20 protein-coding genes are annotated in these 21,467 nt (G+C 61.5%); 4 read left to right on the top strand and 16 right to left on the bottom strand.

All coding sequences use genetic code 11. From position 1 onward, the window contains the following. Positions 1 to 79: 79 nt before the first annotated feature. The 9 genes from ACXAIC_RS06290 to ACXAIC_RS06250 form a co-directional block, all read right to left on the bottom strand. Positions 80 to 1,393, bottom strand: a complete 1,314-nt coding sequence (locus ACXAIC_RS06290) for a multidrug effflux MFS transporter (RefSeq protein ID WP_475174802.1) — start codon at positions 1,391 to 1,393, stop codon at positions 80 to 82. A 107-nt stretch (positions 1,394 to 1,500) separates the two neighbouring features. Then, entirely contained in the window at positions 1,501 to 1,989 is a 489-nt protein-coding gene (locus ACXAIC_RS06285; protein WP_475174801.1) for a molybdenum cofactor biosynthesis protein MoaE, read from the bottom strand. A 3-nt stretch (positions 1,990 to 1,992) separates the two neighbouring features. Further along, positions 1,993 to 2,244 (bottom strand): molybdopterin converting factor subunit 1, encoded by a 252-nt coding sequence (gene moaD / locus ACXAIC_RS06280; protein WP_475174799.1) that lies wholly within the window; start codon positions 2,242 to 2,244, stop codon positions 1,993 to 1,995. Between the two features lie 59 nt (positions 2,245 to 2,303). Then, positions 2,304 to 2,876, bottom strand: coding sequence for a CDP-diacylglycerol--glycerol-3-phosphate 3-phosphatidyltransferase (pgsA, locus tag ACXAIC_RS06275; protein ID WP_475174798.1), 573 nt, complete (start codon positions 2,874 to 2,876; stop codon positions 2,304 to 2,306). A 100-nt stretch (positions 2,877 to 2,976) separates the two neighbouring features. Beyond that, positions 2,977 to 3,270 (bottom strand): HlyU family transcriptional regulator, encoded by a 294-nt coding sequence (locus ACXAIC_RS06270; RefSeq protein ID WP_475174795.1) that lies wholly within the window; start codon positions 3,268 to 3,270, stop codon positions 2,977 to 2,979. A gap of 243 nt (positions 3,271 to 3,513) precedes the next feature. Beyond that, complete coding sequence (locus ACXAIC_RS06265; RefSeq protein ID WP_475174999.1) at positions 3,514 to 4,092, bottom strand: thymidine kinase; 579 nt, start codon at positions 4,090 to 4,092, stop codon at positions 3,514 to 3,516. A gap of 220 nt (positions 4,093 to 4,312) precedes the next feature. Then, positions 4,313 to 5,422 (bottom strand): endonuclease/exonuclease/phosphatase family protein, encoded by a 1,110-nt coding sequence (locus ACXAIC_RS06260; protein WP_475174793.1) that lies wholly within the window; start codon positions 5,420 to 5,422, stop codon positions 4,313 to 4,315. 130 nt (positions 5,423 to 5,552) lie between these two features. Then, entirely contained in the window at positions 5,553 to 7,592 is a 2,040-nt protein-coding gene (uvrC, locus tag ACXAIC_RS06255; protein ID WP_475174790.1) for an excinuclease ABC subunit UvrC, read from the bottom strand. 66 nt (positions 7,593 to 7,658) lie between these two features. Further along, entirely contained in the window at positions 7,659 to 8,678 is a 1,020-nt protein-coding gene (locus ACXAIC_RS06250; RefSeq protein WP_475174788.1) for a calcium/sodium antiporter, read from the bottom strand. Positions 8,679 to 9,023: 345 nt separating this feature from the next. Between ACXAIC_RS06250 and ACXAIC_RS06245 the strand changes: the two genes are divergently transcribed. The 3 genes from ACXAIC_RS06245 to ACXAIC_RS06235 all read left to right on the top strand — a co-directional run bounded on the left by ACXAIC_RS06245 (position 9,024) and on the right by ACXAIC_RS06235 (position 14,783). Continuing rightward, entirely contained in the window at positions 9,024 to 9,698 is a 675-nt protein-coding gene (locus ACXAIC_RS06245) for an outer membrane protein (protein ID WP_475174786.1), read from the top strand. A 278-nt stretch (positions 9,699 to 9,976) separates the two neighbouring features. Then, on the top strand, positions 9,977 to 11,530 hold the full coding sequence (locus ACXAIC_RS06240; protein WP_475174783.1) for an efflux RND transporter periplasmic adaptor subunit: 1,554 nt from the start codon (positions 9,977 to 9,979) through the stop codon (positions 11,528 to 11,530). 73 nt (positions 11,531 to 11,603) lie between these two features. Next, positions 11,604 to 14,783 carry an efflux RND transporter permease subunit gene (locus ACXAIC_RS06235; RefSeq protein WP_475174781.1) on the top strand — a complete coding sequence of 1,060 codons (3,180 nt, stop codon included), beginning with the start codon at positions 11,604 to 11,606 and terminating at the stop codon, positions 14,781 to 14,783. Between the two features lie 4 nt (positions 14,784 to 14,787). Here ACXAIC_RS06235 and ACXAIC_RS06230 read toward each other — a convergent pair whose 3' ends face one another. From ACXAIC_RS06230 to ACXAIC_RS06200, 7 genes are all read right to left on the bottom strand, one after another. Continuing rightward, the gene (locus tag ACXAIC_RS06230; RefSeq protein WP_475174778.1) at positions 14,788 to 15,441 is read right to left on the bottom strand and encodes a glutathione S-transferase family protein; all 654 of its coding nucleotides are present in this window, start codon (positions 15,439 to 15,441) and stop codon (positions 14,788 to 14,790) included. Positions 15,442 to 15,672: 231 nt separating this feature from the next. Further along, the gene (locus tag ACXAIC_RS06225) at positions 15,673 to 16,374 is read right to left on the bottom strand and encodes a ribonuclease T2 family protein (protein ID WP_475174777.1); all 702 of its coding nucleotides are present in this window, start codon (positions 16,372 to 16,374) and stop codon (positions 15,673 to 15,675) included. Positions 16,375 to 16,386: 12 nt separating this feature from the next. Next, positions 16,387 to 16,833 (bottom strand): cytoplasmic protein, encoded by a 447-nt coding sequence (locus tag ACXAIC_RS06220; protein WP_475174775.1) that lies wholly within the window; start codon positions 16,831 to 16,833, stop codon positions 16,387 to 16,389. A 97-nt stretch (positions 16,834 to 16,930) separates the two neighbouring features. Next, positions 16,931 to 17,779: a 23S rRNA (adenine(2030)-N(6))-methyltransferase RlmJ gene (locus tag ACXAIC_RS06215; protein WP_475174772.1), complete on the bottom strand. Its 849-nt coding sequence runs from the start codon at positions 17,777 to 17,779 to the stop codon at positions 16,931 to 16,933. Then, complete coding sequence (locus ACXAIC_RS06210) at positions 17,776 to 18,285, bottom strand: GNAT family N-acetyltransferase (protein WP_475174771.1); 510 nt, start codon at positions 18,283 to 18,285, stop codon at positions 17,776 to 17,778. The genes ACXAIC_RS06215 and ACXAIC_RS06210 overlap by 4 nt, the downstream gene beginning before the upstream one ends. A 164-nt stretch (positions 18,286 to 18,449) precedes the next feature. After that, positions 18,450 to 18,728 carry a cold-shock protein gene (locus ACXAIC_RS06205; protein ID WP_475174997.1) on the bottom strand — a complete coding sequence of 93 codons (279 nt, stop codon included), beginning with the start codon at positions 18,726 to 18,728 and terminating at the stop codon, positions 18,450 to 18,452. A gap of 758 nt (positions 18,729 to 19,486) precedes the next feature. Then, a complete protein-coding gene (locus ACXAIC_RS06200; RefSeq protein ID WP_475174770.1) occupies positions 19,487 to 20,584 on the bottom strand; it encodes a DUF1176 domain-containing protein in 1,098 nt (365 codons plus the stop codon). Between the two features lie 221 nt (positions 20,585 to 20,805). On the opposite strand from ACXAIC_RS06200, the gene ACXAIC_RS06195 reads away from it, so the two are divergent. Next, entirely contained in the window at positions 20,806 to 21,426 is a 621-nt protein-coding gene (locus tag ACXAIC_RS06195) for an MBL fold metallo-hydrolase (protein ID WP_475174995.1), read from the top strand. The last annotated feature ends 41 nt before the right edge of the window (positions 21,427 to 21,467 follow it).

Genomic DNA, 21,467 nt, shown 5'->3' with positions numbered 1-21,467 from the left:
AAGCTGGTTTTCCCGAAAGAGCAAAGCAAGACGCGCAGTCAAAGGCGGTGTTCCCATCAGGGGCGCCGCCTTTTGTCTTTCAGGCTTGCCGGGCAGGGTCCTCATGGAGCGCGTGGAACATCCGTCCCCGTTCGGCAAACAGGATACAGCCCATAGCGCACAGGCCGTAAAGGCAAAAGGCAAGGCTGAGAGGCTGGGTTGTGCCGTTGAAGAACTGGCCCATAATATAGCCGAGAATAGCACCGCCCAGGGTGCTGACCGTGCCGATCACGGAAGAGGCGGTGCCGGCAATCTCGCCGAGAGGTTCCATGGCCATGGCGTTGAAATTGGCGCCGATGAAGCCGAAGCTGGTCATGGTCAGGGTCACGAGCACAAGAAACACCCAGAACGTGTCCAGTCCGAGGGCTGCACACAGCCACAGGAGAAACCCGAGGGCTGTGTAGACGACTGTCGCGCCGTGGGACAGGCGGCGCATACCGAGGGCCTCCACAAGCTGCGCATTGGTAAAAGACGAGACGGCCATGGTTATCGCGATGGCCGCGAAGACCAGCGGGAACAAGGTGCCAAGGCCGTAGATCTCGACAAAGATCTGCTGGGACATGGCCAGAAACGAGAACAGGCCCCCAAAAATGAAGGCCATTCCGACCGTATAGCCCAGGCTGACGCGCAGGGTGAGGGCGGTGGCATAGGCGCTGAGAATGGCCGGCAGAACCATGGGGCGGCGCTTTTCCGAAGCCAGGGTCTCCGGCATCCGGACCGCAGACCAGACCATCATGATGACACCCGAAGCCAGGAGAAGGGCGAAGATCCAGTGCCAGCCGGCCACCAGCAGAACGGCCTGTCCGATGGAGGGGGCCACCACGGGCACCGCCATGAATACCATCATCACCAGCGACATCACCTTGCCCATGCGCCGGCCGGTGTAACAGTCCCGGACCACGGACAGAACCGCGACCCGGGCTGCCGCGCAGCCGACCCCTTGCAGGGTGCGGGAGGCAAGCAGGGTGCCCAGGTCATTGGCGAAGATCGCCGCCACACTGGCCAAGCTGTAAAGGGCCAAACCGCCAACCAGAACCCTGCGGCGGCCAAAGGCATCGGTCACCGGGCCAAAGAAGAATTGGGCACCGCCGAATCCGGCAAGATAGGACAGGAGCACAAGCTGACGATTGTTCTCTTCAACAATGTTCAAAGCTTCGCCAATGGCCGGAAGCGCGGGCAGCATCACATCGATGGCCATGGCATTCAGGGCCATGATCATGGCGATAATGGTAACAAACTCGGCAAAGGGGATGCCCGGATCGCGCAGCACTTCAGGTTCTGCAGAAGCCTGGGACGGGGACACCGTCTGCTGTCCGTCAGCGGCAGCATCGGAAGAATTCAATTCGTGTTTCACGGGGCCGGAACCAGTTCAGGGTGGCGGAAGGGCAAGCCAACTGTTGGGAGGAATGCACAAATTTCTTGGGTGCAATCAACGATCAGGAGTATACTTGGTGGTGCTGCTCACGTCCAGCGCGCGGCGTCCTTGTCATCGCTTTGCTTGGCCTCAACCCAGTTGCTTGTGCCGTCGCCGGCCAGATGTTCCTTTTTCCAGAACGGGGCGCGGGTCTTCAGGAAATCCATCAGGAAATTGGCCGCCTCAAAGGCGGCCCGGCGGTGGGCGGAGGCCGCTATCACGAGCACAATGTTTTCGCCCGGCGGAATCCGGCCATAGCGGTGCAGCACGGTCAGGCCGGTCAGCGGCCAGCGGGTCGCCGCCTCTTGCGCGATGCGCTCCAGTTCCGCTTCGGCCATGCCCGGATAATGTTCCAGTTCCAGCGCTTCCAGCGTTCCGGCCTCATCCCGGCAGAGCCCAGTGAATGTCACCAGAGCGCCCACATCCTTGCGTCCTGCGGTCAGTCGCCGGGCTTCGTCCTCAGCGCTGAAATCCTGTGCCTGAACACGGACGAGCGGCGTGATCGAGCCGGCGTGTGCGGGAGCCCCAGCCGTCATGGCTCAGCCGCCGGTCATGGGCGGAAAGAACGCGATCTCGCGGGCGCTGCCGAGCGGGGCATCCAGCTCCACATGTTCCTGGTCCAGCGCCACGCGGATGGCCTCTTCGTCTTCAAAGGCGGCTTCATGGGAGGCATCCAGGCCTTTGAGATGGGCAATCAGGTCGGCAACGGTCTGAAGGTTGGCGGGAAGGTCAAGCTGCTCTTCCTCAAGGCCAACCCGTTCACGAACCCAGGCGAAATAGCGGATAATCATAAGCGTCCTTCAGGCCATGGCCGTGGCTGGACACCGGGGGCCGGTGCCGCAGACCGGGCCTATTCGGTGATAAGATGGCCGATCCCGGCCCGGAAATAGTCGTAGCCCGTATATAGGGTCAAAGTTGCGGCGAGCCAGAGCGCGATCAGGCCGGTAAGGGTTGTATAGGCAAAGACTGTGTCTCCGGCGGGACCAGCCAGCAGAAAGGCAATGGCGATCAGCTGTACGGTGGTCTTCCATTTGGCAAGCTTGGTCACAGGCACGCTGACCTGCAGTTCGGCCAGGAACTCCCGCAGGCCCGACACGAGGATTTCCCGGCACAGGATGATGATGGCGGCCACCAGCGACCAGTTGCCGATGGTGCCATCTGCAGCCAGCATGAGCAGGCAGACGGAGACGAGCAGTTTGTCTGCAATGGGGTCCAGCATTCGCCCGAGGGCGGATTGCTGCTGCCATGCCCGGGCCAGATAGCCGTCAAAGAAGTCTGTAATGGCGGCGATCACAAACAGGCCGAGCGCGATCCAGCGCGGGGTTGCGCCCTCAAAGTAAAAACAGGCGGCAACAGCGGGAACCGCCAGGATGCGCCCATAAGTCAGGAGATTGGGCAGGCTCAGAGCAACGTTTCGTTTCATGTCGGCTTTCAAGCGTGGAATGGGCCCGGCCGGGCAGGCTGCCGTAGGATATGCAGACGGGGTCGGGGCCGTCCGCCTTGCCGGACGTTCCGGCCCTCGTTCAATCGAACAGGGTATCGCCCTGCTGGTCAATCATCATTTTGGCTTTGCGGATCATTTCATTGGCCGCATCTGTTTCTCCAGGCATCACATCTGCGCGGATGAAACGGTGGCTCTTGGTCTCCCCGTCCACATCCTTTTCGATCCGGCCGGCAACTTGCCACTGGCCGCCGGAGGACATGGGCTCGGCGATGATCCGGAAGCCGTCATGCTCAACCGTGGTTGTCTTTGAGGCGGCCTTGGCCGCGCTGTCTGAGGACGCCCCGAACAGCGTCTTGAACATCTTGCCGAGCATTGCCGCCCACTCCCATTGCATTTGCCCCCTTTTACGGGCGTGTGCGGGCCGCTTCAAGGGGCAAAGACATGTTTGGAACCGGGCGGTTGGCAGGAGCGCACCGCGTTTCTGGGGATTCGAACCGTCTTGTTGTTTGCGTTGAAATACCTGATGTCAGGCAGCGGCACGCAAATCCACTGACCCGTGATTTGCTCTGAAGAGAAAGCCGCATGGGGCCGCGGGGGAGCCCAAGGAGGCTGGCGGTTACCCGAGCTGCCGCTGCCGCCAATGATGACGGCACAGGGACACATAGGTTTCGTTGCCACCGATCACGACCTGATCGCCTTCTTCAACGATCCGGCCGTCGCTGTCGAGGCGGGCAACCATGGTCGCCTTGCGGCCGCACCAGCAGATCGTCTTGATTTCCTTCAGATTGTCGGCAATGGCCAGAAGGGCGGCGCTGCCGGGAAAGAGCTTCCCCTGAAAATCCGTGCGCAGGCCGAAACACATGACCGGAATGCGCAGCTGATCAGACACATCCGCCAGCTGCCAGACCTGGCGCTCGGTCAGAAACTGGGCTTCGTCCACGAAAACAGCGTCCACACTCCGGGCCGCATGGGCACGCTTCACATGTTCCAGAATATCGTCGCTGCTGGCAAAGATATCCGCATCCGCTGCCAGCCCGATCCGCGATGCGATCCGCCCCTTTCCGGCCCGCTCGTCAAAGGCGGCAATGAGCAGGAGCGTGGTCATGCCCCGCTCCTTGTAGTTATACGCGGCCTGCAGCAGCACCGTCGACTTGCCGGCATTCATGGAGGAATAGTTGAAATAGAGTTTGGCCATATATGCGCGTTCCGGGTCAGCCGGGGCGGCTTTCGCATGGGTCCCGGCTGAGGTGCCTTTCAAGTGGTCGGGCTTTTGCCGGCGGTCAAAGAGCCGCCCGCTGCCTTTGGGAATCGGTTTCACATCCGGGGCAGTTTTCCCAATCCGCGCGCCATGCTCAAATACTTTCCGCGGTAAACCACAGCTGGGGCCGTTTTTTCAGGGCTTGCCGCCCGATGTTCTAAATCTTGCCTTGCGCGGGAAGGTCCAGGTCGACAATCAGGGGCACATGGTCCGACCCGATGTCCGGGCCCACGGCAACACTCTGCACAGTCACGTTTTGGGAGACCGCAAACTGGTCGACGGGGGCGCCCAGAATCCAGTGCAGCCGGTAGTCGAAGAAGAACCGGGTAGTCTGCGGCCAGCCGCCCGGATAGGCGGTCTTCAGGTTATTGCCGGCCAGAAGATCCTGAAAGCGGCTGGACCAAGGGGCGGTGTTCCAGTCGCCGATGATCACCAGAGGATCGGCCCCCTGGTCCTGAATGTCCTGCACCAGCATATCCGCTTCTTCCAGATAAAGCCGCCGGTTTTCCCAGCGGACCGGATTGCGCGGACTGTCCGGGTGGACTGCGATCAGATGCAGGGCGTCGGAGCCCGTGTCGAGAACCACATGCAGCAGCTCCCGGTCAGCCTCATGGATGACGCTGGCGCCCGCATGCAGTTTCCCTTTGACGATGCGTGATGCGGATTTGAGAATGGGAAACCGGGAGTAGATGACCAGGTCTTCCGAGGCTCCGACCTTCAGGTAACCTGGAAAGCCGTTCTTGCCGACGCTGCCGACCTCAAGATCAAGCTTGTTCCAGCGCCGTTTCTGCAGATACCACATGGCTTCCTGAATCACGACAATATCGGGCTTCTCCCGCTCCAGAAGGGACGTGACTTCCTTGTCGCCCAGGAACTTGCGCTCAATATTCATCGAGACGATCTTGATCGGCTTGCCGCCGTCCCGGGCCGGTTCCAGGCGTGCTGTGTTGTCAAGAGTGCGCAGGCCTGTCAGGCCGGCCAGAGCTGCAAAGACCAGAACGGTGAGCGCAAAGGCGGCCCGGTAAAGCCTTGGGAAGCGGTGTGGCAGCCACAGCCCTGCAAGCCCTGTGGCACAGCCCGCAAGGCCAAGGCCGAGGAACTGGCGCAGAAAGAAGCTCATATTGTCCGCAAACCAGTTGTCCGGCGCCACAAAGGCGGCAAGGCCGAGAACGCTGAAAACAACAGCGCCGAACAGGGCTGCCCAGCAGACAAGACTGGCCAAAAGGGCAAGGAGTGACCGGCGGAGCGAAGGGGCGGAAGAAGACATAGCGGGATCAATCAGGAGAACTGTGGCGTTTTCAAGAGACGCCGGAAGGCATAAACGTTGGAGCCGTCCCTAACACAGATGCCGGATTCTGTCGGCATCAAACAGGTTTGGGGCGCTTAACGCCTAAAATTTACTCATGGAAGTGGTCATAAACCAGACGGGCAATGGCTTCGGAAATACCAGGAACAGCGGCCAGATCCTCAAGGCCTGCCTTGGACACGGCTTTGGCGGTGCCGAAATGGCGCAGGAGAGCTTTCTTGCGTGTGGGGCCAATTCCGGAGATCTCGTCCAGAGGATTGCGGACAATATCCTTCTTGCGCCGGGCCCGGTGGCTGCCAATGGCAAAGCGGTGGGCCTCATCACGCAGGCGCTGGACAAAATAGAGCACCGGATCGCGCTCCGGCAGCATGAAGGACTGCCTGCCGGGGATGACGAATTTTTCCCGGCCCGCATCCCGGTCCGGCCCCTTGGCAATGCCGACCAGTGGTATGTCGGTGATGCCGAGGGCTTCAAGGGTTTCCCTGGCCGCGCTCAACTGGCCCAGGCCGCCATCGATCAGCACCAGATCCGGCCAGGCGGGCATGTCAGTGGAAAGATCTGGTGCCGTGTCCTGGGCGGAGGCGTTCTCCGGTGTGTCTTCCCCTCTTCCGGGTGCCTCCGGGCTGGCGGTGGGAGCGGCCTCCCGTGCGTGGTCCTTCAGCAGCCTTGAAAACCGCCGGGTCAGCACTTCGCGCATCATGCCGTAGTCATCGCCGGGCACAAGATCTTCCGACTTGATGTTGAACTTGCGGTACTGGCCTTTGGTAAAGCCTTCCGGGCCGGCAACGATCATGCCGCCAACCGCATTGGTGCCCATGATGTGCGAGTTGTCGTAGACCTCGATCCGGCGGGGCGGGAAGGACAGGTCAAAGGCGTCGGCAACCCCTTTCAACAGCCGGGCCTGGCTGGAAGTCTCCGCAAGACGGCGGCCAAGCGCCTCGCGGGCATTGGTCAGGGCGTGGGCCACCAGATCCTTTTTTTCGCCGCGCCGGGGCACGGCGACCTCCACCTTGTGCCCGGTGCGTTCGCTCAAGGCTTCGGCCAGAAGGTCCTGTTCGGCAAGGGCATGGGTCAGCAGGATCTGTTTCGGGGCAGGCTTGTCATCGTAGAACTGGGCCAGAAAGCTCTCCAGGACCTCCGCTTCTTCAAGTGATTTGTCGGCCTTTGGAAAATAGGCCCGGTTGCCCCAGTTCTGGCCCGTGCGGAAGAAGAACACCTGAACGCAGGTCTGGCCGCCCTCCTGGTGGATCGCAAAGACATCCGCCTCCTGGACCGACTGGGGGTTGATGCCCTGGTGGGACTGAACATGGGACAGGGCGGCGAGCCTGTCCCGGTAGATTGCGGCGCGTTCGAATTCCAGATCCGCAGAGGCCTTTTCCATCTGTTCGGCCAGCTGGGTCTTGATCAGCTGGCTGCGTCCGGACAGGAACGCCTTGGCTTCCGACACAAGCCCGGCATAGTCCTGCGGATCGATTTCTCCGGTGCAGGGGCCTGCACAGCGTTTGATCTGGTATTGCAGGCAAGGGCGGGAGCGGTTCTCGTAGTAGCTGTCCGAACAGGTCCGGATCAGGAAGGCCTTTTGCAGCGCGTTGATGGTCCGGTCTACCGCTCCGGCAGAAGCAAACGGGCCGAAATAGTCGCCCTTGCGCTTTCTGGCGCCCCGGTGCTTGACGATTGCGGCAGCCTCGTGGTCCCCGGTGACGAGAATATAGGGAAACGACTTGTCGTCGCGCAGCAGTACATTGAACCGGGGGCGCAGCCGTTTGATCAGGTTGGCTTCCAGAAGCAGGGCTTCCGGTTCTGTGCGGGTAACGACAAATTCCATGGCCGCAGTCGACAGGATCATGCGCATGATCCGGTTGGACTGACCCTGAAGCCGGGTGTAGCTGGTCACCCGTTTTTTCAGGCTCCGGGCCTTGCCCACATAGAGCACGTCCCCGGCCTCGTCCATCATCCGGTAGACGCCGGGCCCGTTGGGCAGACGCTTGACCTCATTGGCAATCACCTCAACGCCCTTGAGCTTCGCCTTTGGCGTTTCCTTGCTGTCATGGGTCCCGGTGCTGTCAGGAACCCCGTTGCTTTCAGGGGAAACAGCTTTGGGCGCGTCTGGAGAATCGGATGTGTCCTGCATGACAGGTATTTAGTGCATCAGGCAGCTATTCTGAAGCGTTTGATCCCGGCTGGTGACACCAGTCTGTCAGCTGATATTGCCGACCAGATAAACAATGGCAATATAAAGCGCGTAGGCGCCAGTCATGGCAAGGCCTGCTAATCTGTTGAGGCAGATGCGGCAACCGGCGAGAACGGTGAGAAGAACCGCGCAGGCCAGCATCACCCAGACATCCAGCTTCAAGACCTCGGACGTTACGTCAATCGGGATCACCACCGCAGTGATGCCGATAATGGCCAGAAGATTGAAGATGTTTGATCCGATGACATTGCCGATGGCAACGGCGCCCTGCTGACGGATGGCGGCCATAACGGTGGTGGCCAGTTCCGGCAACGACGTGCCGAGCGCGATAATGGTCAGTCCAATCACGGCGTCGCTGACACCCCAGTCCGTTGCAATGGAAGTGGCGCCTGAAATGGTGAAATGGGCGCCGAGCGGCAGGCCGACCAGCCCGAGGCCGATATAGACCAGGGCGATCCACACGGATTCTGGAATGTCTTCCACATCGTCCAGCGCGTCCTCTTCATCGTCGTCCGAATCAAAGTCGGCCACGGCCGCACCGGCTGCCGCCGCCGCGATGCTTTTCTGTTCCCGCCGGTGGCGCCGGGCGACAAGGGTGGAGGCCCCCAGAAAGAGCGCGAGCAGCGCCAGCAGCATGAGGCCGTCGCCAAGGCCGATCGGGGGATAAAAACACATGGCAATGAAGACCACAGTGACCGCGACCATGAACAGAGCATTGCGGGTTGCGCCCTCTTCCCCGCACGGGGTGGCGGCGATCAGGGCGGGCATGCCGAGCACCAGTAGTACATTGGCAATGTTGGATCCGATCACATTGCCGATTGCGATCCCGGCGGCATTGTCCATGGCCGCTTTCAGGGAAATGACCAGTTCGGGTGCCGAGGTGCCGAAGGCAACAATGGTAAGGCCGATGACCAGATTGGGAATCCCGAGACGCTGGGCCACGCCGACGGAGCCCCTGACCAGGACGTCGCCGGCAATAATAAGCACAACCAGTCCGCCTGCGAGGCTAATATAGTCAAACAGCATCTAAGAGTTCCGGTTCGGGGTTCGCGACGGCTCGTACAACGTTTGGCGGGGGCGCGCACGTCAGTTGCGCGCCTTATACGCAATAGATTGGGTTGGGGAAACCCGGGGACAAGCATCTTTGCATGTGTCGGGTTGCAAATTGCAAAAGCCTTAAGAGCCAATTTACCAGGACAGAAAGTTGCCCGCTTTTGTCACCAAAACTCCTAATTCTCATTTCCGATCCGCCACAAAGAGCTTCCATATCTGCGAACGGGGGAGAGTGAGGGCGCGGCTTAACCGTCCTTCTCTTCAGGCCAATCCGTTTGGCCAGCTCAGTAGGAACAATGAGGATCTGGAGTATCTTTGATGAAACGTCTTGCACTTGCAGGCCTGGCGGCAACTGCCGCGACAGTTGGAACGGAGTCGGTGTGGGCGGCGGATCTTCCACAGGCGCCGGCCCCGGCTCCCGCATATGAGGCGGTTCCGGCTGCTCAACAGAGCATTGACTGGACCGGCCTTTATGTTGGTGGCAATCTCGGCTGGGCCTTCGGCAAATTCGACAACCGCACAGCCGGTGCGTCTCTGGACACGGATGCAAATGGTGTCTCCGGTGGTCTCTACACGGGCTACAATTTCCAGGTCACTCCGAATGTGGTTCTGGGTGCGGAAGCCGACTTTACGCTCACCGATTTGGAAGAAACCAAATCCGGAGGCGGTGTGACGCTGCAGTCCAAGTCGGACTGGAACTCAAATATCCGCGCCCGTGTCGGTTACAACTTCAACCGTTACCTGGTCTATGGTGCCGGTGGTCTGGCGCTTGCGGATCTGGAAGTGTCCGGCAATGGCGACAAGGACAGCAAGACAGCCGTTGGCTGGACACTGGGGGTCGGCGGCGAAGCTGCGGTCACGAACAATGTCACAGCCCGTCTGGACTATGCCTATCAGGATTTCGGCGATCAGGACTTCAATCTGAATGGAACGGGCGTCACGTCCGACTTCAGCAACCAGCAAGTCCGCTTTGGTGTCGGCTACAAATTCTGATCAGCGCCCCATCTGATCTCAAAAAGACCGGCCCCCTCTGGGGCCGGTTTTTTGTTACAACTGCTTACAACCTTTTCTGATAATTGCTCCGGTTCCATGATAAATCATTGCTCTGGTGCTAGATCAGCCGGTGTTCAGGCCGCCGCAGGCGGTTCTTGACCGAAGGAGCAGCGTCACGGCATCGGGCATCTTGGTGCGTTCACATAAGCGCCCGGTGCCCTAGATGACCTGTCAGCCCGTCCGGGGTCGGCCGGGGTATGGTTGAGTGGGAGAGGTGTATGCGGTTTTTGATGCGCGGACTGGCCGGTCTGGCATTGATGGCGGTGATGATCGGCTTTGCCGGTTTTGGCGCCTATCGGTTCTATGACGCGCTGACTGCGGAAGAAACCGTACGCCAGCGCCCCGCGCGCGAACGCAGCTACACCGTCAATGTAGCCGAGCTGACCCCTGTATCCATTCAGCCTGTCACCACTGCTTATGGCCAGGTGGAAAGCTGGCGGACCTTGCAGCTGCGTGCCAGTTCCGAAGGGCGCCTTGTGGATGTGGCAGCCAAGTTCCGGGACGGGGCGGCGGTGGCTGAAGGGGAATTGCTGCTGCGCATTGACCCGGCCAATGCGGAGTTCCAGGTGCTTGACGCCGAAGCGGCGCTTTCGGATGCCGAAGCGCAAAAGGCGGAAGCCGAAGAAGCCATTGGTGTGGCTGAACAGGAACTTGAGGCGGCCCGGCGCCAGCTTGGCCTGCGGCGACAGGCCCTCGACCGGCAGCAGCAGTTGCGCGACAAAGGGTATTCGACCGCCGTTCAGGTGGAAACCGAAGAACTGGCGGTGGCCTCCCTGGAGCAGGCCTTGAACAACCGGCTGCAATCGGTCATTTCCGCGCGCAAACGCATTGAGCGAATGGATCTGAGTGTCCGGCGGGCAAGGCTCGCCCTGGATGATTCCCGGCGGGTGCTGGACGAGACCACGCTGACAGCGCCGTTTTACGGCTATCTCTCGGAGGTGAATGCGACCCTGGGACGGCGTGTGAGCCCCTCCGAAACCCTAGCGCTGCTGATTGATCCGTCCGCGCTGGAAGTGAAATTCTCTTTGTCCACGTCGGAGTTCTCGCGGCTTCTGGATGCAAACGGGGCTTTGATCAAGGCGCCGGTGACCGTGACCCTCCAATTGGGCAACCGGTCCGTGGACGTATCCGGTCAGGTCGACCGGGCTGCGGCCATCGTAACGGATGGGGAAGCGGGACGGACCCTTTTTGCTGCACTGGATCTGCAAACCGGAACGGTTCTGCGCCCGGGCGACTTTGTGAAAGTGGCGGTTGAAGAACCGGAATTGTCCGGGGTTGCCATTGTCCCGGCGGCGGCGGTCACCGAGGACGGGCGGCTGCTGATCATTGGGGAAGGGGAGCGGGTTGAGGAAATCCGCGCCACGGTTCTGCGCCGCACCGGCAATGATGTGGTGCTGGCGGATGTGCCCTTTGGCTCGGATTATGTGCGCGAGCGCCTTCCCCAGCTTGGCAAGGGGCTGAAGGTGACGCCGCGCCGCAGCGGCCATTCCCAAAATCCGGCCGGTTCTTCCAAGAGTGCCGAAGCCACAGGGCGACAGCCCGGCATAGACAGGCCTGAAGGCAAACGGACCGCTGAACAAGAGGCCGGGGATCAGGAGACTGGAGAGCTGGTGACACTGGACCCGCAGCGGCGGGCGGCGCTCATCGCGCAGCTGAACCAGTCAGCCCTGCCGGAGGCCCGCAAGGCACGCCTGCTGGCACTGTTGAGTGCGCCGCGCGTGCCGAAGGAGCTGGTTGAGCGGCTGGAACAGCGGTCCGGCAGCAAGGGTTGAGCGGGGCCAGCCCGTGCCCGCACTGCCCGGCAGTTGGGCCGGTTGCGGGAGCTTGCAAGAGGAGTGAAGTGGAATGCGTTCGCCCGGCGGGCCGCGATTTGCCTCTTTTCTGGATTACATGGTGCGGCACCGGACGGCCGCGAATCTGCTGCTTGTGCTCATGCTGCTGGCGGGTGCCGCTGCAGGCACGCAGATCAGAACACAGTTCTTTCCGGATTTTGTGCGCGAAGAGGTGGATGTCAAAGTCTCCTGGCCGGGGGCGGGACCGGAGGATCTGGACCGCTCGGTGGTGGAAATCCTCGGGCCGCAGATGCTGGCGATCAACGGTGTGGATGAGGCCACGTCCGTTTCCCGGGAGGGCAGCGCCACCATCAATCTGGAATTTGAGGACGGCTGGGATATGGGCCAGGCCACCGACGAGGTGAAAGCCGCCGTCGATCAGGCCCGCTCAAGCCTGCCGGACGGCATTGAGGAGCCGGTGGTCAGCCGCAGTGTCTACCGGGACAGGGTAACGGATATCGTCCTTTTTGGTCCGGTTGATATCGATCAGCTGGCCCGGTTTGCCGAGGACTTGCAGACGATCCTGTTCCGGGATGGAGTGACGCGGGTCTCGATCCGGGGCCTGTCCAATCCGATCATCCGCGTCAATGTGGGCGAGACCATGCTGGTGAAGCATGATCTGACCTTGCGCGAGATTGCCGATGTGGTGTCGGCGGAAATGGAAACGACCCCGGCCGGGGATGTAAGCGGCAGCGGAGCCCGGCTGCGCACGGGCCAGACCCGCAGAAGCGAACAGGAACTTGGCGCGATTGTGCTGAAAGCGCCGAGCCAGGGGGAAAAACTGCAGCTGCGCTCCGTGGCCGATATTGTGACTGAAGGTGTGGAAAGCGGCCGGGCCTATTCTCACAAGGGCATGCCTGCAGTGCTCTTGCGGGTGGACCGCAGCGCGCAAGGGGATACGATTTCGATCCAGCGCGAGGTTGAGCGGCTGACGGCGGCGTTTCAAAAGACCCTTCCCGACGGTGTGGTGGTGAAACTGACCAGAACACGGTCGCAGAACATCATAGACCGGATGAACATCCTGATCGAGAACGGCCTGTTCGGCCTCGGTCTTGTGCTGGCCTTCCTGTTCCTGTTCCTGTCCTCGCGCACGGCCTTCTGGGTGGCGGCGGGCATCCCGGTGGCCATGGCCGCAACCATCGGCCTCATGTATGCATTCGGGCTGACCCTCAACATGGTTTCGGTCTTTGCCCTGATCATCTGTCTCGGGATCGTGGTGGATGATGCCATCGTTGTGGGCGAGCACGCGGATTTCCTGGACCGGCGCGGCTATCCGCCAGCCGAGGCGGCCAGTCTGGCGGCGCGCCGGATGACCGCCCCGGTCTTCAGCGCCTCGATCACCACACTGATCGCGTTTGTCGGACTGACGGCCATTGGCGGCCGCTTCGGCACACTGATCGCCGACATTCCCTTTACCGTGGCCGTGGTGCTGATCGCGAGCCTGGTGGAATCTTTCCTGATCCTGCCGGCCCATATGAACCATGCCCTTTCAGCAAGCCGGAAACCGCGCTGGTACGATCTGCCGAACCGGTTGTTCAACAGGGGTTTTGTCCGGTTCCGGGAAACCGTGTTCCGCCGTTTCATCAACTGGATTCTGACCGTGAGATACCCGGTTCTGGGTTTTGGGGTCATGGTTCTGTTGTTGTCCCTGTCGCTTTTCGCCGATGGGAGCGTGCGCTGGCGGTTCTTCAATGCGCCGGAACGCTCGGTCGTATCGGCAAGCATTGCCATGATGCCGGGCGCGCAGCGCGGCGACACCAAGGCGATGATCGCAGAGCTGGAGCGGGCCCTGGATGTGGTCAATCAGCGCTATGAAAAGGCCTATGGCACGGCGCCGGTATCCTTTGCCCTGTCGACGGTCGGCGGCACGGCGGGCCGGGGGCTGGCCGGAGCGGACACCAAGGATGTCGACCAGCTCGGCGGTATTTCCATCGAACTCATCGACCCGGATCTCAGGCCCTATTCGGCGTTCAAATTCATCGGTGACTGGCGCAAGGAAGTCCGCCGCCCGCCGCTTCTGGAAACGCTGGCGGTGCGGGGTGAGCGCTCCGGCCCGGGCGGAGACGCGATTGATGTGCGGCTCTACGGCACGTCGACGGAGAACCTGAAAGCGGCTGCGGAAAGTCTGAAACAGGCGCTGGCACCGCTGGAAGGGGTGAGCGCGCTGGAGGATACACTTGCCTATGACAAGCCAGAGTTGAACCTGACCCTGACCCCGCGCGGCGAGGCGCTCGGCTTCACGACCGATGATGTCGCCCGGATCCTGCGCAACCGGCTGGAAGGCATTGAGGTGGCCGAGTTCCCGGTCGGCCGGAGAACGGCAAAGGTCAAGGTGCTGATGCCGGATGAAGAAACGGACGCCGCTTTTCTGACCACGACCCGGATCCGCACCAAGGATGGGGCCTACGTTTCTTTGAGCGAGATCGTCAAGGTGGACAGCAGCTACGGCTTTGCCTCCGTGCGGCGCAGTGACGGCCTACGGACGCTCCAGGTGAGCGGCGATGTCTCGGAGGACGACCCGGAAGCCGCCGCCCGGGTAACGGCGCTTCTGGAAAACGAGCTGTTGCCGCAGCTTGCGGCCGAGTTTGACGTGGAAAGCGAATTGAGCGGGCTGGCGGAACAGGAGCGCTCGTTCCTGTCAGATGCTACGCTCGGGTTTGCGCTTTGTCTCGCCGGCATTTACCTGACCTTGTGCTGGATCTTTGAATCCTGGACCCGGCCCCTGATGATCATGCTCATCATCCCGTTCGGTTCGATCGGCATGTTGTGGGGGCATTATCTGCACGGCGTGCCGCTGTCCATGTTCTCCGTGGTTGGCTTCATCGGCATGGCGGGCATCATCATCAATGACAGCATCGTTCTGGTCACGACCATCGATGAATACGCCCGCAAACAACCGTTCCGGCAAGCGCTGGTCAACGGCGTGTGCGACCGGTTGCGGGCGGTGGTCCTGACAACGGCGACGACGGTGTTCGGCCTGGCGCCGCTTCTGTTTGAAACCAGCCGCCAGGCCCAGTTTTTGAAACCTACCGTGATCACCCTGTCCTATGGGCTCGGGGTGGGCCTGTTTCTGGTGATCCTGCTGGTACCTGCGCTGTTGGCTGTCCAGAGGGATGTCGGGCAGGCAGTGTCCAGCGGGCGGCGCTTGTTGAAGGCGCGGGGGCGCGCCTCCTTGCCGGGAGGTGGCTCCTGACGGCCTATTTCAGCTCCATAACGGGCGCGGTGTCCGAAACCGGAGCCGGCTCCTGTCTGGAAGCCGCGTAGGCCGGGACGGCCTTTTCAAAGACCTCCAGCCACGCCACAAGCTTCGGGTAGCTGGTCCGCCAGCTGCCTTCAAAACGCAGGTCCAGATAGCCAAGAGCGCAGGCAAGGCTGATCGCCGCTGCGTCGATGTCTGCGGCGGTTGCCGGGGCTGACGGAAGATTGGCTTCAAAATGGTCAAGGCCCCGTTTGACCTTTTCGGCCTGATAGCTGTCCCAGCCCGGGTGCCGGTAGGATGGCTCCCGAAAGCGTTTTTCATAAACGCGCAGGAGGGCCGCATCCATGATGCCATCGGCCAGCGCTTGGTCCCTCAGCACCGGAAACCGGGCTTCCCCAGCCGGGAAAATCTTGCTGCCACCGGCCAGAAAATCCAGGTAGCTCAGAATCACGGCGCTGTCATAAAGCACCTCGGCGTTTTCCAGGACCAGGGCCGGAATTTTCCCGAGCGGGTTCTGGGAGCGGATGCTGTCTGATGGATCGGTGGTATCTGTGTCCTGAATGTCGATCCGGTCTTTCAGCCCAAGAATGGAAGCGGCGAGCTTCACCTTCCGACCGAAAGGTGAGGCGAGGGATGAGCGAAGAGTGAGCATGGACTTTCCTCCTATTTGTATCGTTTCGCGAAGCAGTGTGTTCTTAAAGGCTGCGTCTGGCGGCAGATGGTGAAGCGGATCTTTCAGGGCCGGTTTGCAAGGCCCCTGACTGGATGGCGGGTGGGAATGAGCGCGTGCCGCGTTGATCCGGTTTCAAATCGTTTTGTCACTTGCGTTTGAGATCTTTGTCGTCAGGCAGCCAAAGTCAAATCCGCTCAATTGTAATTTGCCCTAGAACGGCGGGGGAACGGAGAGGCTGGTGGCGCGGCAGCCGGACCGGTCCACGGTTTTGCAGGACCGGAAGTCGATGTCCTTGGTCAGGCAGATCCGGACTTCGTCCAGCTCGCCCTTTGAGCAGGTGACGGCCATGGCCGCGTTTGTCAGGCCCGGATTGGCAAGTCGGAAGGCTTTTTCCACCGTCTCGGGCGCGGCCTTGGCCCGTTTGGTGAGCGAGGTGAAGGCGCCGGGGATTCTGATCTTGTCAAAGGCCTTCCGGGTCAGGTCGAAATAGGCCTGCGGGCTGAGCCCCGAGCAGGTGCCGTGTTTGCGCCATTGGTGAAACACCAGGCCGTGGCTGGGCATGATGTCTTCCATGCCAATCGCAATCTGTTTGCCGATCCGCTGAGGGCCACGGCAGCTGTCCGGATAGCCCTTTTCATATTGCGGCCAAAGACCATGGACCACGAACCGATGGGGTGCGCTCACATCACATTGATGCGGGTTGGCATGTTGTCCTTCCTGCTTGCAATAGGTTGGGGACCAGGACAGGGAGAGGACATAGAAGTCGAAGTCGCCGGGCTCTGCTGCGGCGGTCAGGCCCGGACACGCCAGCCCCGCAAAAAGGACCATGGCGGCCCGGATGGCTCCGGGCTGGATATTTCTTGCAAAACGCCGCAGCCCCCTCATACCAGTCTGCCGGCGGGAGACCGCCATGGTGCCCTGGCCTTAATGTGGACGGGTGGTGCTGCAATCGCCGCCATAGACATGCCATTTGTCGAGCGGCGACAGGCAGGCTTCCACGCGCCAGCTGACACCGGCAAATCCGGCATTTTCTTCCAGCATGTAGTGCACCTGCTGCAAGCTGCCATCTGAGAGGCTGGCCTTGCCGTTGCAGTAGCGGCGGGCAATCGGGCTCACGCCGTTGGCCTGATAGGCAACTTCCTGAATATTGTCGATTCCGACAATCCGGATACCATCATTGTAGGACTTCTGGGCGCGGGAAACGGTCCCGGTCACGGCCCCGGTCACGGAAGAGGCGGTGCAATCAGGCAGGCGTTTTTTGCCGCTGAACGAAAAATACGGCTTGAATTCTTCCGACGCAGCCGGAGTGGCAAGAACTGCCGCAACGGCGAATGCGGACAGGGTCAGGCGGGCAAAACGGGCAATCAGCACGGTATGGTCTCCGAGAGGCAAACTTTGGGACAGACGATGGGGGAGCGAGGCCGGAAGGTCAAGAACTCTCTCCGTCAAAAATGACTATGGCGGGCAGTTATTCCTCAATCACCTGCGTCACCGCCCATCCGGAACCAGGGCCCTGGTGCAACACGGCGCTGAACCAAGGAAGCAGGCAGTGCATCTCCGCCGCGAGCGTGTAGGGAGGATTGATCAAGGTCATGCCAGAACCGAACATTTTTGTATCGGGGCCGCTTTTGCCGGCACGCAGTTCCAAAGACAGAAGATCGCGCAGGCCTGCCTCCTTGAAAGCGCCATGCATGCGCGTGACGGCTTTCATGTCCTTAAGGGGATACCAAAGCGCATAGGTGCCGCTGGGCCATTTCTTCCAGCCGGTCAGAACGGCAGCAGTCATGCGCTCAAAATCGTCCAGTGCCTCAAAGGCCGGATCGATCAGGACAAGGCCGCGCTTTTCCTTGGGGGGCAGAAAACTGCCCAGAGCCAGCCAGCCGTCCAGGTGAATGGTCTTGACCTGATGGTCACCGGCAAACAGATCTGAGAGCGTCCTGACGTCCTCCGGATGCAGTTCGGTCAATGTCAGGCGGTCATTCGGGCGCAGGAGCTTGCGGGCCAGCCAGGGCGACCCCGGATAGACGGACAGCTTCCCGTCCGGGTTGAGATCCCGCAGAACAGAGAGCCAGGGCGAGAGCAGCTCGGCCACCTCGTCCGGCATTGCCGCGTCCAGGATCTTGGCGATGCCATTCTGCCATTCGCCGGTCTTCAGGGCAGCTTCGGAGGTCAGGTCGTAGCGGCCGATTCCCGCATGGGTGTCCAGAAGGCGGAATGCCTTGTTCTTCTTCTGGAAATAAACGATCAGCCGGGAGAGGACCGCGTGTTTGAGCACGTCTCCGATATTACCGACATGATAGGCGTGCCGGTAGTTCATGAGGCGCCGGCAGGTTCGGCGGTGCGTTGCAGGTAGACGACGGCCTTGTCGCCATTGTCGGCCCGTCCGATCTCTTCAAAGCCCAGGCGCTTGTGAAAGCGTAGAGAGCCCGGATTGGCCGGGCGTTCATTCACTTCGCACAGGAAGCTGCGGTCCGATCCTGCAAAGTGGCGGAAGAGAGCCGCATAAAGGGCCTCACCGACTTTCAGCCCGCGCTGCGTTTCGCTGACAAAGATCCGGTCAGTATAGGCGAAATGCGGGACGCGCGCGCTCAGCCAAGCATAGTTGGGGCTGTCATAGTCGGCGCCCTCGCCAAGGCACAGCAGCAACCCGGCGGGAGACCCGTCAACCTCGGCCACAAGGGCGATCAGCGCCTGGTTGATCAGGTCCAGCATGGTTTCGGCGCTCAAGCCGCTCACGGCGGGAACAGCTGCATTGTTTAAATGCACAAGGTCTCCGAGATCGCCGGGTTCAAAGGGGCGGATATGGACGGAGGCAGAGGACATGGCAGGCACCTGATTGGAAGGAAGGCCCACCTTATAGTTAGAGGAACCGCGCTTGAAAAGGGAGGGAAACACAAGCGGGCTTCAGGAGGGGCCCGGGCGCGGCCACGCCGCGTCCGGATTGTAATCTTGCCGGTCCGGCACGGGCCGGTCTCTTCCGCAAGGGATCAATCGTCTTCGGGGGCCGGAGCGCTGTCTTCGGCAGGGGCGCTGCCGTCATCCTCGATCACCTGCAGGTTGACCGCCTTGGGACCTTTGCCCCGGCGGTCCGGTTCGGTCTCGAACGAGATCCGCTGGCCACTGTCGAGAGAGGCCATGCCGGAGCGTTCCACCGCAGAGATATGCACAAACACATCCGCATCTCCCTCATCCGGGGTGATGAAGCCGAAGCCCTTGTCCGTCTTGAAGAATTTCACGGTGCCGTTCTGGCGCGGGCCGCGTTCCACAGGCGGGCCGTCGCGGCGCGGCCGACTCTGCCGGAACCCGTCGCCATCTCCGCCGCCGCCGCCGCCATAACCGCCGTCCCGGCCACCGCCGCCGCCATAACCGCCGTCCCGGCCACCGCCGCCGCCATAACCGCCGTCCCGTCCGCCGCCGCCATAGCCACCACGGCCGCCGCCGCCATAACCGCCGTCCCGTCCGCCGCCGCCATAGCCGCCACGGCCACCGCCGCCGCCATACCCGCCGTCCCGGCCGCCACCGCCGCCATAGCCGCCGCGTCCACCATCCCGGCCGCCGCCGTCGCGGTCACCATAGCCGCCGCGTCCGCCGCCGCCATAGCCGCCACGTCCGCCATCTCTGTCGTCGCGGCCGTAGCCACCACCAAAATCGTTGTCGCGTCCGCCCCGGTAGCCACCATCACGGCCACCGCCAAAATCACCACCGAAATCGCTTCCGCCAAAGTCACTGCCGAAGTCTTGCGGACCGCCAAACTCGCGCTTGCCGCCGCGCCGACCACGCGACCTCCGGTCCGAATCGCCATCGTGCATTACTGAATCACCCTAAATTTCTGTGCCCCTCCGGCACATCTCCGCCAATCTCACCCGTCTTAACAGCCGAGCTCTTCCAGCCAGGCGCACCCTGTACGCCTGCTCAACATTCTGGGGCCGGGTTGAAACAGAATTGCCGCATCCCGCACCAGCCGCTGCGGCTCTATCATAAGGGCGGGATGCACAAAATCGCAAGAAATTCCTTGGGCGGCGGCCTAATCGACGGCGTTTTTTAAAGGCCAGGTGTTTGACCAATTGGACAAGTCAGGTTCCGTAGCGTCGCAGGTCTTGCGTGTGGCCTCTTCCAGAAGCACCAGACCGTTGCCATTCCAGACCCAGCGGTTCCACAGCCCGCACTCGCCGACACCAGAGCCCTTGAAGTAGCTGACCAGATGCTGGTCGGCTGGATACCATCTGGCGTTGTAGATCAGGTCTGAGGCGATTGGCCCCTTGTCGGACATGCGGGCCACATGGATCTGACGGGCAGCTCCATCCTGTCCGGACAGGATGGCGACGTAAGGGCTGTTATAGGCGGTTGGGGCCCCGCAGGGGATGATATAGAGCGACGCGTTGTCGGCCACGGGGACCCGGACCGCATTCAGACTGGCGAAAATGGCCGGGTCGATTTCCGAGCACAGCCGGTTGGCGGACCAGATGGCGGCGACTTCCGGCGGCAGCTGGTCGGAACTCACGATGGGCAGGGCATGGGGCGCATCTTTGGCAGGGTCCGTGCCGGGGGAGATGATGGCGGCCACCGTGCCGGCGCGCTCTTGCCGGTTGTCGAGCCAGCGCAGGCTTGCGGTCAGGCCGAGCAGCGGAATGGGAACGGCAATCGGCTTCGACCCGCCGACGGCCGGCAGGGTGATGGTCAGAACATTGCCTTCCTGCATGGCTTTCAGCAAGGTGGCGGAGGCCGGACCGGAGGGGTACCAGAAGCCTTCCCCGCCGAGTGGACGGAATCCGGCCGGGGCCGTAACGCCGGGCTGCATCTCGCGCAGCTGCTCGATTGGCAATTCTTCCACCGGTGTGCCGTCCACATCAAAGCGCAGCGTGCCGTCCTGCGGCAATTCGGTGTTGGTGGTCAGGCGGATCAGCGGCTGGGCTTCGGCCTGCCAGTCGCGCACGATCCTGACATCGACCCAGACAGATTGGCTGCGGGTGAAGGAGGAGGTGTAACAGGCGCCGGTGTTGACGCAGTCAACGCTCCAGTCCCGGAACACCGGAGAACTGCGGCCCGGTTGCGCCTGGGCCGTGCTCATCTGCAACAGCGCTGCGGCAGCGATACTCAGAAAGGAAAGCAGTTTTAGCTTCATTATCTCCGGTGACCCGATTTCGAGTGCCATCTTCTCAGAGGCGTACACTTCTTGTACGAAAAGCAGGCGGCAAGGTGAAGCCGCTAAGATACAGAAACACGATACCGACCCTTTTTTGTGCCGAAATTGTTATCAAAATAGGTGTGTTGGTGTGGAAGGAGAGGATTGTGACTGAAGAAACCACACAATCTGGCAGGGAAGACTTGCCGCCCGTTCAAGTGATGGTCATTGTCGTCACGCCTTTCCAGCAAAACTGTTCCCTGATCTGGGACCCGAAGACCCTGCGCGGGGCTGTGGTTGATCCGGGCGGCGACATTGAGCGCATTCAGGACGCCATCCAAAAACACGGTGTGACGGTTGAAAAGATCGTGCTGACCCATGGCCATTTGGACCATGTGGGCGGGGCGGCTGATCTGGCGGCCGCGCTGAAGGTTCCCGTGGAAGGCCCCCATGAGGCGGACAAGCCCCTGATTGAACGGGTGGCGGATCAGGCGGCTCAGTTTGGCGTTGCCAATGTGAAGCCGGTGAGCCCGGACTGCTGGATGGCGGACGGGGACGTGCTGGACATCGCCGGGCACAGTTTCGACGTTCTGCATTGTCCGGGCCATTCTCCGGGGCATCTGGTGTACTTCTCCAAGGAGCTGCGCTTTGCGATTTCGGGGGATGTGCTGTTTGCCGGATCGATCGGGCGTACCGACTTGCCCGGTGGCGATCATGAAACCTTGATCCGCTCCATCAAGGAGAAACTTCTTCCGCTGGGAGATGATGTGTCCTTCCTGCCGGGCCATGGCCAGGCGTCCAGCCTTGGTCACGAGCGGGAGACAAACCCGTTTCTGACCTGAGGATATGATGGTGTGCGGGATGGCGGTTCTGCGAGGCGCGC

The organism is Roseibium sp. AWQ4_254 (assembly GCF_056161025.1).
The sequence above is the reverse complement of the archived record's forward strand: the minus strand, read 5'-3'. Positions and strand labels throughout refer to the sequence as shown.